Origin of the sequence: Streptomyces sp. NPDC057424 (genome assembly GCF_042803315.1) — a bacterium.
Taxonomy (GTDB): domain Bacteria; phylum Actinomycetota; class Actinomycetes; order Streptomycetales; family Streptomycetaceae; genus Streptomyces.
The window spans coordinates 205,084-221,420 of record NZ_JBHVCP010000001.1; the positions used below are offsets into that span (position 1 = coordinate 205,084).

Below are 16,337 nucleotides of genomic sequence, written 5' to 3' on the forward strand. Positions count from 1 at the left end.
GTCAGCCCAGTGTCTCCTCGAGCAGCCCGGCCCACTGGGCCACCACCCGTTGCCGGCGGGCCGCGTCGTCCGTGAGGAGGTTGGCGAGGCCCAGGCCGCGGGCCATGTCGAGGAGGCCCTGGACCGTTTCCCGGACGCCGGGGACTGATTCGTCGGCGGCGAGGAGGTCGACGGCTATGCGGTGGGTCTCGCGGCCGACGCGGGATTCCAGCTCGGTGACGCGGGGCCGGAGCTGCTCCTCGTTGGAGGCGGCGACCCACAGGTGGAGGGCGGCGCGGAACAACGGCCCCGTGTAGAGGTCGACCAGGGCGGCGACGACGGCGTGACGGTCTCCGGCCGCGCCCTCGGGGAACAGGGCGCGCAGGGCCGTGGAGCGTTCTTCGGCGACGTACTCGACGGCGGCCGTGAAGAGGTCCTCGCGGGTCGGGAAGTGGTGCTGGGCGGCGCCGCGGGAGACACCGGCGCGCTCGGCGACCACGGAGACCGTGGATCCCGCCCAGCCGTGTTCGGCGAGGCAGGACACGGCGGCTTCGAGGAGCCGCTGCCGGGTGGCCCGGCTGCGGTCCTGCTTGGGGACTCTCTCCGCACGGTCGACCGTGCTCACACCACCCATGCCGGATCCCGTCGTTCGAGGAAGGCCGTCATCCCCTCGCGGGCGTGCGGAGAGGAGAACAACCGGGCCGAGAGCGCGGTCAGGTCGGCAGCGTCCCGGTCGAAGGCTTCCAGCACCCTAGCCGTGAGCAGCCGTTTCGTCTCGGCCAGGGCGTCGGGGGCGGACCTGCGCAGGCCGTCCAGGATGGGGGCCAGGGCCGTGTCGACGTCGTCGGCGCAGGTGGTGACCAGGCCCGTCGCTCTCGCTTCCGCCGCGTCGAAGCGTTCGCCCGTCAGGTAGTGGCGGGCCAGGGCGCGGGGGTTCGTGCGGGGCAGGAGCGGGAGGGAGATGACCGCGGGGGCGACCCCGATGCGGACCTCCGTGAAGGCGAAGGTGGCGTCCGTGGCGGCGGCCGCGATGTCGCAGGCGGCCAGGAGGCCGAGGCCGCCCGCGCGGACGTGGCCGGTGACCCGGGCGACGACCGGTTTGGGCAGCTCGATGATCTGCCGCAGCAGGGCGACCAGCGCCTCGGGCGGTGGCGGATCCTTGAGGTCGGCGCCCGCGCTGAACGTGTTGCCGGTGTGGGTGAGGACGATCGCGCGGACGCCGGTGTCCTCGCCGGCGTCGGCGAGCGCGTCGGCCAGCTCGCCGACCAGGGCCGCCGACAGGGCGTTGCGGTTCCCGGGTGAGTCGAGGGACAGGGTTTCCACGGCACGCGCGCGGGTGCGGGCGATCAGCGTCATGTGCTCTCCCGGAGCTGTCGGCGGAGGATCTTGCCGGAGGCCGCGCGGGGGACGCCGACGATGAAGGTGACGTGGCGGATCCGCTTGTAGGGGGCCACGCGCTCGGCGACGTACATCATGATCTCCGCCTCGGTGAGGTCCGCGGCGGACGGCTGGCGGACCACGTACGCGTGCGGGACCTCGTTGCCGTCGGCGTCGTACGCGCCGACGACGGCGGCGTCGGCGATGCCCGGGTGGGTGAGGAGCAGGGCCTCCAGCTCGGCGGGGGCCACCTGGAAGCCCTTGTACTTGATGAGTTCCTTGACCCGGTCGACGACGAACAGCCAGCCTCCCCCACCGTCCACGTGTCCCACGTCGCCGGTGTGCAGCCAGCCGTCGGCGTCGATCATCGCGGCGGTGGCGTCGGGGCGGCCGAGGTAGCCCTTCATGATCTGGGGGCCGCGGATGAGGATCTCGCCGGATTCGCCGGCGGGGAGGTCCTTGCCGGGGTCGTCGAGGGAGACGATGCGCATCTCGGTGCCGGCGATGAGCTTGCCGACGGTTCCGGGCGGGGCCTTGCTCAGGGCGTCCAGGGGGACGACGTGCGTGCCGGGTGACAGTTCCGTCATGCCGTAGGCCTGGCCGACGGGCGGCAGGCCGAGCCGCTCGGAGCAGGCGGCGGCGAGGCGGGCGTCCAGGGGCGCGGCGGCGCTGATGACGTAGTCCAGGGACGACAGGTCGTACTGGGCGACGGCCGGGTGCTTGGCGAGGGCCAGGACGATCGGCGGGGCCACGTACAGGGCCGTGATGCGGTGGTCCTGGATGGCGGCGAGGAACTGCTCCAGGTCGAAGCGGGGCAGGACGACGACGGTGGCGCCCTGTCGCAGGGGCGCGTTCATCAGGGCGGTCAGGCCGTAGATGTGGAAGAAGGGCAGCACCGCCAGGACGCGGTCCCCCGGGCCCGCGGGGACCGCCGGGTGGAGCTGGGCGAGGTTGGTGGCGATCTGCCGGTGCGTGAGCATCACGCCCTTGGGGATGCCGGTGGTGCCGGAGGAGTACGGCAGGGCCGCGATGTCCTCGGCGGGATCGATGGCGACCTGTGGCTCGGGGGCCGCGGAGGCCAGCATGTCGATGAGGGAGCGGTGGCCGCTCGCGCTGTCGCACACGAAGATCTCGCGTACGCCGCCCGCGAGTTCGGCGGCCCGGCGGGCGACGTCCAGGAGCGGTGACACGGTGACGATCCAGCGGGCCGCCGAGTCCCGTAGCTGCTTGGCGAACTCGTCGGCGGTGGCGAGCGGGTGCACGGTGGTGACGGTGGCACCCGCGCGCGTGGCCGCGTAGAAGGCGGTCGGGAAGGCGATGGTGTTGGGGCTGTGCAGGGCGAGGACGTCGCCCTTGCGGACACCGGCCTCGGCGAGGGCGGCGGCGACGCGCCGGTGGAACCGGTCCACCTGCTCGTAGGAGAGGGTGGTGCCGTCGGTGCCGTCGATCAGCGCCGGGATGTCGCCGAACTCGGCGGCCCGGGCCAGGACCGCTTCGTGGATGGGCAGTTCGACGGGCGGGACGTCTGCGTACTCGCTGCGGAACATGGCTGGTTCCTCCTCGCGCGCGGGCCGTCCGAGGGGTTCTTGTGAGGACCCCTCAGTACGACTTGGGCAGGCCGAGAGTCTGGTGGGAGACGTAGTTGAGAATCATCTCCCGGCTCACCGGGGCAATACGAGCCACGCGCGCGGCCGTGATCAGTGAGGCGAGGCCGAACTCGCGCGTGAGGCCGTTGCCGCCGAGGGTGTGCACGGCCTGGTCGACCGCCTTCACGCAGGCTTCCCCGGCTGCGTACTTGGCCATGTTGGCGGCTTCTCCGGCTCCCGTGTCGTCGCCCGCGTCGTAGAGGGCGGCGGCCTTCTGCATCATCAGGCGGGCGAGTTCGAGGTCGATGTGCGCCTGGGCGAGGGGGTGGGCGATGGCCTGGTGGGCGCCGATGGGGGCGTTCCAGACGGTGCGGTCGCGGGCGTACTCGACGGCCTTCGCGAGGGCGTAGCGGCCCATGCCGATCGCGAAGGCGGCCGTCATGATGCGTTCGGGGTTGAGGCCGGCGAAGAGCTGGAGGAGTCCCGCGTCCTCGTCGCCGACCAGGGCTTCGGCGGGCAGTCGTACGTCGTCCAGGACCAGTTCGAACTGCTTCTCCGCGGCGTTCAGTTCCATGTCGATGGGGCGGCGGGTGAAGCCGGGGGCGTCGCGCGGGACGACGAAGAGGCAGGGCTTGAGGCGGCCGGTGCGGGCGTCTTCGGTGCGGCCGACGATGAGGGTCGCGTCCGCGATGTCCACGCCGGAGATGAAGACCTTGCGGCCGGTGAGGAGCCAGTCGGCTCCGTCTTTGCGTGCCGTGGTGGTGATGCGGTGACTGTTGGATCCCGCGTCGGGTTCCGTGATGCCGAAGGCCATGAGGCGGGTGCCGTCGGCCAGACCGGGGAGCCACTGCTGTTTCTGGGTGTCCGTGCCGAAGCGGGATATCACCGTGCCGCAGATGGCGGGGGACACCACCATCATGAGGAGCGGGCAGCCCGCGGCGCCGAGCTCTTCGAGGACGAGGGAGAGTTCGGAGACACCTCCCCCTCCGCCGCCGTACTCCTCCGGGAGGTTGACGCCTATGTAGCCCAGTTTGGCGGCTTCCGACCAGAGTTGTGCGGGGTCAAAGGGACGGCCGTGGTGTTTGCCGAGTGCGGAGACGGCTTCTCGCAGGGCCTTGTGGTCGTGGGTGTCCATGGGGGTCCTTTCGCGTGCGGGCTCGTCGTGGCGTGTCGCGCAGTTCCCTGCGCCCCTAGGGGGTCTCTGTCACAACTGCCAGCAGTGAGCCCGGCTCGACCTGTTGCCCGGGTGCGACGCACAGGTCGGCCAGCGTTCCCGTCACCGGCGCTGTGATCTTGTGCTGCATCTTCATCGCCTCCAGCCAGAGGAGGGGGTCTCCCGCCTTGACGGGTGTTCCTGCGGTCAGGCCTTCGGCCACGCGGACGACCGTGCCGGGCATGGGAGCCAGGAGGGAGCCGGGGGCGTGCTGGGTGGTGGGGTCGGGGAAGCGGGGCAGGGCGGTCAGGGCGGTGGTGTTGACGTAGACCTGATCGCCGTAGCGGGTGACCTGGTACTTCCGCTCCACCCCGGCCACATCGAGGACGACCAGCCCCTCGTCGGCGTGCACCACCCGCACCCCGTCCGCCTCCAGGCCGTTCCTTGTGTGCCGGTAACGGGCCTCGTGCTCCTCGCCCGCCATCAGGTACCGCTTGCTCTGCGGCTGGGACGGTACGTTGCGCCAGCCGCCGAAGCGGGAGCGCCCCTGGGCGTCGGCGAGGGCCGCCGCCAGCGGGGCGTACGGGTCGGGGGACGCCTCGGTCAGGTCCGGCAGGTGGCGGTCGAAGAAGCCGGTGTCCATGCGGGCCGCGGTGAACTCCGGGTGGCGCAGGGAGCGGACCAGGAGGTCGCGGTTGGTGACGGGGCCGTGGATCACGGCGCGTTCCAGGGCGGCGGCGAGCCTGCGGACGGCTTCCGTGCGGGTGGGGGCGTGCGCCACGACCTTGGCGAGCATGGGGTCGTAGTGGACGCCGATCTCGTCGCCGTCCGTGTACCCCGTGTCCAGGCGGACCGGGGCGGGGACGGAGAGGCGGTGCAGGGTGCCCGTCTGCGGGGACCAGTCGCGGGCGGGGTCCTCGGCGTACAGGCGGGCTTCCACGGCGTGGCCACGCGCGCGTGGCGGGTCGTTCTCGAGGGGGTGGCCCTCGGCGATCCGGATCTGCTCCGCCACCAGGTCGACGCCGAAGACCGCCTCCGTGACGGGGTGTTCGACCTGGAGGCGGGTGTTCATCTCCAGGAAGTGCGCCCTGCCGTCGGCGACGAGGAACTCGACCGTTCCGGCGCCCACGTAGTCCACGGCCCGGGCGGCCCGTACGGCGAGGGCGCGGACCTCCTCGTCGAGCGCGGCGGACAGGCCGGGCGCCGGGGCCTCCTCGATCACCTTCTGGTGGCGGCGCTGCAGGGAGCAGTCGCGGGTGCCGAGGGCCCGGACGGTGCCGTGGGTGTCGGCGAGGATCTGCACCTCGACGTGGCGGCCGTTCTCCACATACGGCTCGACGAAGACCTCGCCGTCGCCGAAGGCGCTCGCGGCCTCGGCGCGTGCGGCGGCCAGCTCGGCGTCCAGGTCCGCCAGGTGCCGTACCACGCGCATGCCCCGGCCGCCGCCGCCCGCCGCCGCCTTCACCAGCACGGGCAGGTCGGCCTCGGTGACCCCGGTGAGGGGTTGGACGCCCATGAGCTGCTTGGCGCGGGTCTTGGACGCCATCGCCTCGATGGCCTGAGGGGGCGGGCCGATCCAGCGCAGGCCCGCGTCCAGGACGGCCCGGGCGAAGCCGGCGTTCTCGGAGAGGAAGCCGTAGCCGGGGTGCACGGCGTCCGCGCCGGCCGCGACCGCGGCCTTCACGATCAGGTCGCCGCGCAGATAGGTGTCGGCGGGCGCCTCCCCCGGAAGTCGTACGCTCACGTCGGCCACTCGCGCGTGGAGGGCGTGCGCGTCGGCGTCCGAGTGCACGGCGACGGTGCGGATGCCCAGGTCGCGGCAGGTGCGGAAGACTCGGCACGCGATCTCGCCCCGGTTGGCGACCAGCAGAGAAGCGATCACGGAAAGGTCCCTCACATCCGGAAGACGCCGAAGCCGCCGCGCGCGCCTTCGAAGGGGGCGGTATGGATCGCGGACAGGCACAGACCGAGGACGGTGCGGGTGTCGCGCGGGTCGATGACGCCGTCGTCGTACAGCCGCCCGGACAGGAACATCGGCAGCGACTCGGACTCGATCTGCTGCTCCACCATGGCGCGCAGCGCCGCGTCCGCCTCCTCGTCGTAGGGCTGCCCCTTGGCGGCGGCCGACTGGCGGGCGACGATCGACAGCACGCCCGCGAGCTGCTGCGGGCCCATGACGGCCGACTTGGCGCTGGGCCAGGCGAAGAGGAAGCGGGGGTCGTAGGCCCGGCCGCACATGCCGTAGTGGCCGGCGCCGTAGGAGGCGCCCATCAGCACGGACAGATGCGGGACCTTCGAGTTGCTGACGGCGTTGATCATCATCGCGCCGTGCTTGATGATGCCGCCCTGCTCGTACTCCTTGCCGACCATGTAGCCGGTGGTGTTGTGCAGGAAGAGCAGGGGGATGTCGCGCTGGTTGGCGAGCTGGATGAACTGGGCGGCCTTCTGGGACTCCTCGCTGAACAGGACCCCCTGGGCGTTGGCGAGGATGCCGACCGGACAGCCGTGCAGGGCGGCCCAGCCGGTCGTCAGGCTGGCCCCGTACAGCGGCTTGAACTCGTCGAAGTCGGAGGCGTCGACGATCCGGGCGATGACCTCGCGCGGGTCGAAGGGGCTCTTCAGGTCGCCGGGGACGATGCCGAGGAGTTCGTCGGCGGCGTACCTGGGCGGCTCGGCCGGGCCCGGATCGCCGTACGCCTTGCGGTGGTTGAGGCGGGCGACCACGCGGCGGGCCTGCCGGAGCGCGTCCTGCTCGTCGACGGCGAAGTAGTCGGCGAGGCCCGACACGCGGGCGTGCATCCCGGCGCCGCCCAGGGACTCGTCGTCGCTCTCCTCCCCGGTCGCCATCTTCACCAGCGGCGGACCGCCGAGGAACACCTTCGCCCGCTCCTTGACCATGATCACGTGGTCGGACATGCCGGGGATGTAGGCGCCGCCCGCGGTGGAGTTGCCGAAGACGACGGCGACGGTGGGGATGCCGGCGGCGGACAGCCGGGTGAGGTCGCGGAAGATGGCGCCGCCGGGGATGAAGATCTCCTTCTGCGACGGCAGATCGGCGCCGCCGGACTCCACCAGGCTGATGCAGGGCAGCCGGTTGGCGAGGGCGATGTCGTTGGCGCGCAGGGCCTTCTTCAGCGACCAGGGGTTGCTCGCTCCGCCGCGCACGGTCGGGTCGTTGGCGGTGATCAGGCACTCCACGCCCTCGACGACGCCGATGCCGGTGACGAGGGACGCGCCGACGGTGTGGTCACTGCCCCAGGCGGCCAGCGGGGACAGCTCCAGGAAGGGTGTGTCGGGGTCGAGGAGCAGTTCGACGCGCTCGCGGGCGAGGAGCTTGCCGCGTCCCCGGTGCCGTTCGACGTACTTCGCGCCGCCGCCCGCGAGGGCCTTGGCGTGCTCGGCGTCGAGTGCGGCGAGCTTGGCGAGCATGGCCTCGCGGTTGGCCAGGTGGTCGGGGCTCTGGGGGTCGAGCGCGGAGGTCAGGACGGTCACAGGAGGGCCTCCGGCAGGTCCAGGTGGCGGGAGCGCAGCCATTCACCGAGGGCCTTGGCCTGCGGGTCGAAACGGTGCTGGGCGGCGACGCCGGCGCCGAGGATCCCCTCGACGACGAAGTTGAGGGCGCGCAGGTTCGGCAGCGCGTGCCGTACGACGGTCAGCTCGCGGCTCTCGGGGATCAGCTCCCGGAACCGGTCGACGGTGAGTTCGTGCGCGAGCCACCGCCAGGCGTCGTCCGTGCGCGCCCACACCCCGACGTTGGCGTCGCCGCCCTTGTCGCCGCTGCGGGCGCCGGCGACGAGGCCGAGAGGGGCCCTGGTGACCGGCCCGGGCGGCAGCGGCTCGGGGAGCGCAGGCTCCGGAACGTCGTCGAGTACGAGGGTGCCGGGGGGCGGCGGCACCGGAACCCGGTCTCCGTCGTGGAGGACCGCCCCATGGCCGACGTCACCCTGGGGGACGTACACCTCCTCGAACACCCCATAGGGCGAGCCCTTGCCCGGTGGGGCCGCCACATGGAAGCCGGGGTAACTGGCCAGCGCCAGCTCCACGGCCGCCCCGCTCAGCGCCCGCCCGACGGCCTCCTGGTCGGGGTCCCGTACGACGAGCCGCAGCGACGCGCTCGCCAGCTCCTCGCCCGGGGCGTCGGGGCGGTCGGTGCGGGCCAGTTCCCAGCGCACGTCGGCGACGTCGCCGAGGGCGGGTTCCATCTGTTCCCGCACCAGGGCGGCCTTGGCCTCGATGTCGAGGCCGGTGAGCACGAAGACGACCTCGTTGCGGAAGCCGCCGAGCCGGTTGAGCCCGACCTTGAGGGTGGGCGGCGGTGCCTCTCCGCGCACGCCCTCGATCCGCACCCGGTCGGGCCCGTCCTGGCGCAGCCGTACGGTGTCCAGCCGGGCGGTGACGTCCGGCCCCGGGTACCGGGCACCGGCCGTCTCGTACAGCAGCTGCGCGGTGACCGTGCCGACGTCGACGAAGCCACCGGTGCCGGGGTGCTTGGTGATGACGCAGCTGCCGTCCTCGTGCAGTTCGGCGAGCGGGAAGCCGGGGCGGCGGACGTCACCGTCCCGGAAGAAGGCGTAGTTGCCGCCGGTGGCCTGCGCCCCGCACTCCAGGACGTGCCCCGCGACCACGGCACCCGCGAGCCGGTCGTGGTCCTGCGGGGCCCATCCGAAGTGGGCGGCGGCGGGCCCGGTGACCAGGGCGGCGTCCGTCACCCGCCCGGTGACGACGACGTCGGCGCCCGCCCGCAGGCACTCCGCGATGCCGAAGCCGCCGAGGTAGGCGTGGGCGGCGAGGCTGCCGGGGTAGGCGGCGGTGAGGTCGTCGCCCGCCACCTGGGCGACGCGTACGGGGATGCCCAGCCGGTCGGCCAACTGCCGTACGGCGTGCGCGAGTCCGGCCGGATTGAGCCCGCCCGCGTTGGTGACGACCTTGACGCCCCGCTCGTGCGCGAGCCCCAGGCAGTCCTCCAGCTGCCGCAGGAACGTGCGGGCGTATCCGGCGGTGGGGTCCTTGAGGCGGTCCCGGCCGAGGATGAGCATGGTCAGCTCGGCGAGGTAGTCGCCGGTGAGGACGTCGAGTTCGCCGCCGGTGAGCATCTCGCGCATCGCGTCGAAGCGGTCGCCGTAGAAGCCGGAGGCGTTGCCTATGCGGAGGGTCACGAGGCCGGCTCCTTCGGCGGGCGCCCGCCGCCCGGCGGTCCCGCGAAGGCCTGCGCGATGTCCAGCCAGCGGTCGGCGTCGGGGCCGTCGGCGTGCAGGGCGAGTTCGGTGCGGTGGGCGCGCCGGGTCGCCAGGAGGCAGAAGTCGAGGGCGGGACCGGTGACCCGCTGAGCAGCGTTTTCGGGGCCGTACGTCCACAGGCCGCCGGAAGGAGCGCGCAGTTCGACGCGGAACGGGTCGGCGGGCGGGGTCAGGCCGCGCACGCCGTAGGCGAAGTCCCGGGTCCGTACCCCGAGCCAGGCCACATGCCGCAGCCGGCCGGTGGGCGGGCGCACCACGCCCAGGGCGTCGGCCACGTCCTGCCCATGGGCCCAGGTCTCCATCAGGCGTGCCGTCGCCATGGAGGCGGCCGACATGGGCGGTCCGTACCAGGGGAAACGGGCCTTGGGCGGGGCGGCCCGCAGGGCTTCCTCCAGTGCCGTACGGCCGCCGCGCCACCGCGCGAGCAGCTCGTCGGGCGGGAGTTCCGCGCCCTCCTCGGCGCCCTCGTCGACGAAGGAGCCCGGCGCGGCGAGGGCCTTCTCGACCAGCGCCCGGAAGCCGCCGGCGTCGGTGACGGCGAGCAGGGCCGAGCGGTCCGTCCAGGCGAGATGGGCGATCTGGTGGGCCACGGTCCAGCCGGGCGCGGGGGTCGCGAGCGACCAGCGCTGCGGGGGCGACCCGGCCACGAGGCGGTCGAGTTCCTCGCTCTCCTCGCGCAGATCGTCGATCACGGACAGCGGATCGGACACGGGGCGCTCCCCTCGGGGCACGGCGGTGTGCGGGGTGGTGCGGCGTGCTGAGGAGCATGGCAGCGAGCCCAGAAACAATCAAGCGTGCTTGCATGAAAATGTGCGATGGCTGAACGTGCTGGTGCGCCAGGGCCCCTGCGGTGCAGGGCGGGGGCTCAGCCGGCGTCGCCCGCCTCGCGCGCCGCGCGTTCCAGCCGGTGCCGGTGGGCCTCCCACCACACCCGATCACCCGGGGGCATGTTGTCCCTGCCCCGGGTCATCCCGGCCGCACCGTCGATGAGTTCGCGCACGATGTCGGCGTGGCCGGCGTGCCGGCTGGTGTCGGCGATCACGCGGACCAGGAGGTGGTGCAGCGTGGCCTCGCGCCGCCCCTCGGGCCACCAGGGGACATGGCCGGTCGCGTCCAGCGGCGCCGTCGCGATCGTGCCGTTCGCGTGCTCCCACGCCCTGCGGTACAGCCCGGTGATCTCCTCGCGGGACTCGTCCGGTGCGGCCCACATGTCGGCGTTGGGCTCGGCGTCCTCGGTGTACCACCAGGACGGCGGGGCCGTGGTGAAGAACGGCCGGCCGAACGTGTCGCCGAAGTACCCCAGCTCCACCCCGGCGGCGTGCCTTGACCAGCCCCAGCAGGTTCGTGCCGGTCGGTGTCAGCGGGCGGCGGACGTCGTACTCCGAGAGCCCGTCGAGCTTCCACAGCAGGGCGTCGCGAGCCTCCTGGAGTTGACTTGCACCTCGGGCTGAAGCCCGAGGATTCTGGCCTTCTCGACTTGTTGCTGTGCCGCTACGCCGCAACCATCGAATTCGCTTCACCACCGAGCTGAAGCCCGATGCACTGCGAATGAACCCCGGTAGCGCAGGAGGTCCGGCTTCGGATCCGGTGCGGTCATGCCGCGCAGTCTTCCACCGGGCACTGACATTGATGCTGATACTCGGGTCCAACCGCCCGTCCCGCTCCCTACCCCTCCAGGCCCGTGCTCTCCAGCGCCGCCCTCTTCTTGCGGCCGCCGCCCACCTGGGTGCGTACCGCTCCCATGCTCGCCGCGACGACGAGGGCGATCGCGGCGGCCTCAGCGGCGCTGAGGACCTGGTCGAGGATGAGGAAGCCGGCCGTCGCGGCGATGGCCGGTTCGAGGCTCATCAGGATCGCGAACGTGGAGGCGGGCAGGCGGCGCAGGGCGAGGAGTTCGAGCGTGTAGGGCAGCACCGAGGAGAGCAGGGCCACCGCCGCGCCCAGGCTCAGCGTCACCGGGTCGAGCAGCTTCGTGCCCGACTCGGCGATACCCAGGGGCAGGAACAGCACCGCCCCCACCGCCATGGCCAACGCCAGCCCGTCCGCCTGCGGGAAGCGGCGGCCCGTGCGGGCGCTGAAGACGATGTAGGCCGCCCACATGGCTCCGGCACCCAGGGCGAAGGCCGCTCCGGTGGGGTCGAGGCCGCTGAAGCCTCCCCCGCCCAGGAGGAAGACACCGGCGAGGGCGAGCGCCGCCCAGACGACGTTGATCGCGCGGCGGGAGGCGAAGACCGAGAGGGCGAGCGGGCCGAGGACCTCCAGCGTGACCGCGGGACCCAGCGGGATACGGGCGACGGCCTGGTAGAAGAGGCCGTTCATCGCGGCCATGGTGATGCCGAAGACGACGACCGTGCCCCAGTCGGTACGCGAGTGACCGCGCAGCCGCGGACGGCAGACCAGCAGCAGTACGACCGCCGCGACCAGCAGGCGCAGCGCCACGACCCCGAGGGCACCGGCCCTGGGCATCAGCGTCACCGCCAGGGCGCCGCCGAACTGCACGGAGATGCCGCCCGCGAGCACCAGGCCCACGGGCCCGAGGGAGCCGAGCCGGCCCGGGCCTGCGGCCGGCGCGGTGGCGTCGGCGGTCGCGGACGGGGGTGAGGTGGCGGTCTCCGGCGTGGTCACGGGCGGTCCTGTGTTCGGGGGCGGGTGTCCGGGGGTGCTGCGGGTGTGCGGTGCGTACAACCGGATGCACTCAGCGTACAGCCCGATGCACTGCGCAGTCCAGGGTAATGGACTCCGTCAGGTGCGTGAACCCCTTTTGCCTCTGTCTCGGGCTGTGAGACGTCAGCGGCGGGCGAGGTACAGGTTCAGCGCCTTGTAGAGCAGCCGGTTGAGCGAGTGGTCCCACTCGCCGAGGTACTCGACGGCCTCACCGCCGGTGCCGACCTTGAAGCGCAGCAGGCCCAGCAGGTCGCTGGACTCCTCCAGGGTGTCGGTGATGCCGCGCAGGTCGTAGACGGCGGCGCCGAGTTCGTGCGCGTCGGTCATCATGCGCCACTGCACGGCGCTGCTCGGCTGGACCTCGCGGCGGCGGCCGGTGGAGGCGCCGTAGGAGTACCAGACGTGGTCGCCGACGGTCAGCATGGTGGCGGCGGCGAGCACCTCGCCGTCGTGGTAGGCGAGGTAGAGCCGCATCCGGTCCGGGTGCTCGGCGGTGAGCGCGCTCCACATGCGCTGGAAGTAGGGCAGCGGGCGCGGGAGGAAACCGTCCCGCTCGGCCGTCTCGCTGTACAGCTCGTGGAAGGCCGGCAGGTCCTCCAGATCGCCGCGGACGACCTTCACCCCGGCCTTCTCCGCCTTCTTGATGTTGCGCCGCCACTGCTGGTTCAGGCCGTTGTGGATGTCCTCCAGCGAGCGTCCGGCGAACGGCACCTGGAAGACGTACCGGGGCTGGCCCGGGGCGAAGCCGTCCTCGCCGCCGGATGCGGTCCGCCGCCAGCCCATGCGGCGCAGACTGTCCGCGACCTGCCCGGCGCGCGGTTCGTACGACGTCGCCCGCACGTCGCGCAGCCTCCGCGCCGCCGGGTCCGCGATCGCCGCCTTGACCGCCTCGGCGCTCCAGCGGCGCACCACGACCGGCGGGCCCATCCGCACCGCGAAGGCGCCCCGCCGTCTCAGGTGCGCGAGCATCGGCTCCAGCAGCCGTTCGAGGCCGGGCTCGTGCCAGTCGAGGAGCGGCCCCTCGGGCAGGTACGCGAGGTAGCGCGGCAGCCCGGGCACCCGCGGCCCGGGCAGCGGGCGCAGCAGCACCAGCCCCACGCCGACGAGCTGCCCACCGTCGTCGAACCAGCCGAGGCTCTCCGCCCGCCAGTCGGGCTTCACCTCCCCCCAGGAGGGGACCTGGGTGTGGCTGGCGGAGGGGCGGGCCGTGACGAACGCGAGGTGCTCGTCACGGGTGATCGGCTGGACGCGGACGCTCATGCGCGGGCTCCTTCGAGCAGCGGCCCTCGACGGGCAGTGGCTGGTCCCGCGAGCCTAGGAGCGGCGCCGGTCCTCCCCGGCTCAGACACTCGGGTCCGACCGTCCCGTGGCCCGAACGCCTCACCCGCCCTCGCGCCGCCGGTCCTCGTCCAGCGCCCCGGCCAGTACCTCCGCCAGGTGCCGGCCCCGCACGCCCGCCAGCTGCTCCAGCTGGGTCCGGCAGGAGAAGCCGTCCGCCAGGACCACCGTGTCCTCCGGGGCGTCCCGCACGGACGGCAGGAGCTGTTCCTCCGCGCAGGCGGTGGACACCTCGTAGTGGCCCTTCTCGAAACCGAAGTCGCCCGCGAGACCGCAGCAGCCGCCGCTCAGTTCGCCGGTGAGCAGAGCGGATCGACGCAGCCGGCGGTCGGCTGCGTCGCCCAGCACCGCGTGCTGGTGGCAGTGGGTCTGCCCGGCCACCGGGCGGTCCAGGCGTGGCGGCGTCCAGTCAGGGGCGTGGCGCTCCAGAGCCTCCGCGAAGGTGAGGACCCGGGCGGCGAGGCGGGCCGCGCGCGGGTCGTCGTGCAGCAGTTCGGGGACGTCCGTGCGGAGCGCCGCGGCGCAGCTCGGCTCCAGGACCACGACCGGGGCGCCGGTCTCCAGCACCGGTTCCATCAGGTCGAGCGTGCGGCGCATGACCGCCCGGGCGCGGTCCAGTTGCCCCGTCGACACGTACGTCAGCCCGCAGCAGACCCGCCCCCGGCCCCGCAGCAGGGACAGCGGGTCGAGGGCGACCGTCCTGCCGTCGCCGACGGGCGGCTTCGCCAGATGCACGGTCGGCGGCAGCGCCACCCGCAGCCCGGCCGCCTCCAGGACCCGTACGGCGGCTTGTCCGACGGCGGGCGAGAGGTGCTCGGTGAAGGTGTCGGGCCACAGCACGACGAGATCGCCGCGCCCGGCGGCAGCCCCCTCCCCCCGCCGCCGCTCCCACCACCGGCTGAACGTCCGTGCCGCCACCCGTGGGATCTCCCGCTCGGGCGCGATCCCGCCCAGCCGTTTCGCCGCCCACGCGAAGGGCCGTACCGCGGACAGCGCGTTGACCAGCCACGCCGTGCGCGTACGCGACACCGCCCGGAGCCACACCGGCAGCCGGCCCATCGCGTAGTGCGCGGCCGGCCGGCGCCGCCCGGCGTAGTGCCGGTGCAGGAACTCCGCCTTGTACGTGGCCATGTCGACCCCGACCGGGCAGTCCGACCGGCAGCCCTTGCACGACAGGCACAGGTCCAGCGCGTCCCGGACCTCGGTCGAGCGCCAGCCGTCCGTCACCACCTCACCGGCGAGCATCTCGTGCAGCAGCCGGGCCCGCCCGCGCGTGGAGTGCTCCTCCGCACCGGTGGCCCGGAACGACGGGCACATGACCGCGGAGCCGGACACCGACGCCGTACGGCACTTGGCGACGCCCACGCAGCGCCGCACCGCCGCCGAGAAGTCGCCGCCGTCGGCGGGGTAGCCGAAGGCCACGTCGACCGGTTCACGGGGCAGGACGGAGAAGCGGAGGCCGGCGTCCAGGGGCGCGGGGCGTACGAGCATCCCGGGGTTGAGCAGATCGTCCGGGTCCCACACGCCCTTCACGCGCTCGAACAGGCCCACCATCTCCGGGCCGTACATCCTCGGCAGCAGTTCCGCCCGCGCCTGCCCGTCCCCGTGTTCCCCGGACAGCGACCCGCCGTGCACCACCACCAGCTCCGCGAGCTCCTCCGAGAAGCGGCGGAAACGCGCGACTCCGGCCGCCGTCAGCAGGTCGAAGTCGATGCGGACGTGGATACAGCCGTCCCCGAAGTGCCCGTACGGCGTGCCGCGCAGCCCGTGCGCCGCCAACAGTGCCCGGAAGTCCCGCAGATACGCCCCGAGCCGGGCGGGCGGCACCGCGCAGTCCTCCCAGCCCGGCCACGCCTCGGTGCCGTCCGGCATGCGGGTCGCCGTGCCGCTCGCGTCCTCCCTGATCCGCCACAGCGCGCGCTGCCCCGCCGGGTCCGTGACGACCAGCGCGTCCACCACATCGGCGGCCCGCACGATCGCCTCCGCACGCGCGCGTGCCTGAGCCGCCGACTCCCCGCCGGTCTCCACGAACAGCCACGCCCCGCCCCGCGGCAGCGCGGCCGTCGACGGCACCAGGTCCGCCGCCATGCCCTCCACCGTCAGCGGGCCGAGCGGCAGCAGCCCGGCCGCCGCCTGTGCCGCCGCGCTCTCGTCGGCGTACGCCAGCACGGCCAGGGCACGCGCGCGTGGCGCCTCGACCAGGCGTACGACCGCCTCCGTCAGCACGCCGAGCGTGCCCTCCGAGCCGCAGAAGGAGCGGGCCACGTCGGCACCGTGCTCGGGCAGCAGGGCGTCCAGCGCGTATCCGGAGATGCGGCGGGGCAGCTCCGGGAAGCCGGTGCGCAACCGGGCCAGTTCCCCCTCCACCAGCGCCCGCAGCCCCTCCGGCGCCCCGGCCCAGCCCTGTCCGAGCCGCAGTCGCTCGCCGCGCGCGGTGACGACGTCCAGGTCCCGCACGCTGTCGGCGGTCGTCCCCCACGCCACCGAGTGCGAGCCGCACGAGTTGTTGCCGATCATGCCGCCGAGCGTGCACCGGCTGTGGGTGGAGGGATCGGGGCCGAAGCGGAGCCCGTGCGGGGCGGCGGCGTCCTGGAGGCGGTCGAGCACCAGCCCCGGCTGCACCACGGCCGTACGCGCCTCGGGATCCAGGGCGACCAGCCGGTTCATGTGCCGGGTGAAGTCCAGGACGACACCGGTGCCGGTGGCCTGGCCGGCGATGGACGTGCCCCCGCCGCGTGCGACGACCGGCACACCGTGCTCCCGGCAGACCGCCAGCACGGCGGCCACGTCGTCGGCGTCGACCGGGGCCACGACCCCGCGAGGGACCCGCCGGTAGTTGGACGCGTCCATGGTGACCAGCGCGCGGGAGGTGACATCGAACCCGACCTCGCCGCGGACGGCCCCGCGAAGCTCCGCCTCAAGTTTCGCCATGACCCCACTCAACACCGTCTCACCCGACGGACGACGTTTCGCCCGCGTTTCCGGAAACGGCTACGCTCACCT

11 protein-coding genes and 1 pseudogene are annotated in these 16,337 nt (G+C 73.3%); all 12 read right to left on the bottom strand.

Going from position 1 to position 16,337, the window contains the following annotated elements:
* Position 1: 1 nt before the first annotated feature.
* The 12 genes and pseudogenes from ACFU3E_RS01015 to ACFU3E_RS01070 all read right to left on the bottom strand — a co-directional run bounded on the left by ACFU3E_RS01015 (position 2) and on the right by ACFU3E_RS01070 (position 16,265).
* Positions 2 to 613 (bottom strand): TetR/AcrR family transcriptional regulator, encoded by a 612-nt coding sequence (locus tag ACFU3E_RS01015; protein WP_384150015.1) that lies wholly within the window; start codon positions 611 to 613, stop codon positions 2 to 4.
* A complete protein-coding gene (locus ACFU3E_RS01020) occupies positions 601 to 1,335 on the bottom strand; it encodes an enoyl-CoA hydratase family protein (RefSeq protein WP_384150018.1) in 735 nt (244 codons plus the stop codon). The genes ACFU3E_RS01015 and ACFU3E_RS01020 overlap by 13 nt, the downstream gene beginning before the upstream one ends.
* Complete coding sequence (locus ACFU3E_RS01025; protein WP_384150021.1) at positions 1,332 to 2,903, bottom strand: 4-coumarate--CoA ligase family protein; 1,572 nt, start codon at positions 2,901 to 2,903, stop codon at positions 1,332 to 1,334. Before ACFU3E_RS01025 ends, ACFU3E_RS01020 begins: the two co-directional genes overlap by 4 nt.
* A 52-nt stretch (positions 2,904 to 2,955) precedes the next feature.
* A complete protein-coding gene (locus ACFU3E_RS01030) occupies positions 2,956 to 4,077 on the bottom strand; it encodes an acyl-CoA dehydrogenase family protein (protein WP_384150024.1) in 1,122 nt (373 codons plus the stop codon).
* 55 nt (positions 4,078 to 4,132) lie between these two features.
* On the bottom strand, positions 4,133 to 5,977 hold the full coding sequence (locus ACFU3E_RS01035; RefSeq protein ID WP_384150027.1) for an acetyl/propionyl/methylcrotonyl-CoA carboxylase subunit alpha: 1,845 nt from the start codon (positions 5,975 to 5,977) through the stop codon (positions 4,133 to 4,135).
* Positions 5,978 to 5,988: 11 nt separating this feature from the next.
* Complete coding sequence (locus ACFU3E_RS01040; protein WP_384150030.1) at positions 5,989 to 7,587, bottom strand: acyl-CoA carboxylase subunit beta; 1,599 nt, start codon at positions 7,585 to 7,587, stop codon at positions 5,989 to 5,991.
* A complete protein-coding gene (locus ACFU3E_RS01045; protein ID WP_384150033.1) occupies positions 7,584 to 9,251 on the bottom strand; it encodes an acyclic terpene utilization AtuA family protein in 1,668 nt (555 codons plus the stop codon). The genes ACFU3E_RS01040 and ACFU3E_RS01045 overlap by 4 nt, the downstream gene beginning before the upstream one ends.
* Positions 9,248 to 10,042 (bottom strand): TIGR03084 family metal-binding protein, encoded by a 795-nt coding sequence (locus tag ACFU3E_RS01050; protein ID WP_384150036.1) that lies wholly within the window; start codon positions 10,040 to 10,042, stop codon positions 9,248 to 9,250. The genes ACFU3E_RS01045 and ACFU3E_RS01050 overlap by 4 nt, the downstream gene beginning before the upstream one ends.
* Before the next feature lie 155 nt (positions 10,043 to 10,197).
* A pseudogene (locus ACFU3E_RS01055) lies at positions 10,198 to 10,741 on the bottom strand (DinB family protein).
* Between the two features lie 256 nt (positions 10,742 to 10,997).
* Complete coding sequence (locus ACFU3E_RS01060) at positions 10,998 to 11,957, bottom strand: DMT family transporter (RefSeq protein ID WP_384150039.1); 960 nt, start codon at positions 11,955 to 11,957, stop codon at positions 10,998 to 11,000.
* A gap of 162 nt (positions 11,958 to 12,119) precedes the next feature.
* A complete protein-coding gene (locus ACFU3E_RS01065) occupies positions 12,120 to 13,256 on the bottom strand; it encodes a lipid II:glycine glycyltransferase FemX (protein WP_384150042.1) in 1,137 nt (378 codons plus the stop codon).
* 120 nt (positions 13,257 to 13,376) lie between these two features.
* Positions 13,377 to 16,265: an FAD-binding and (Fe-S)-binding domain-containing protein gene (locus ACFU3E_RS01070; protein WP_384150045.1), complete on the bottom strand. Its 2,889-nt coding sequence runs from the start codon at positions 16,263 to 16,265 to the stop codon at positions 13,377 to 13,379.
* Positions 16,266 to 16,337 lie beyond the last annotated feature (72 nt).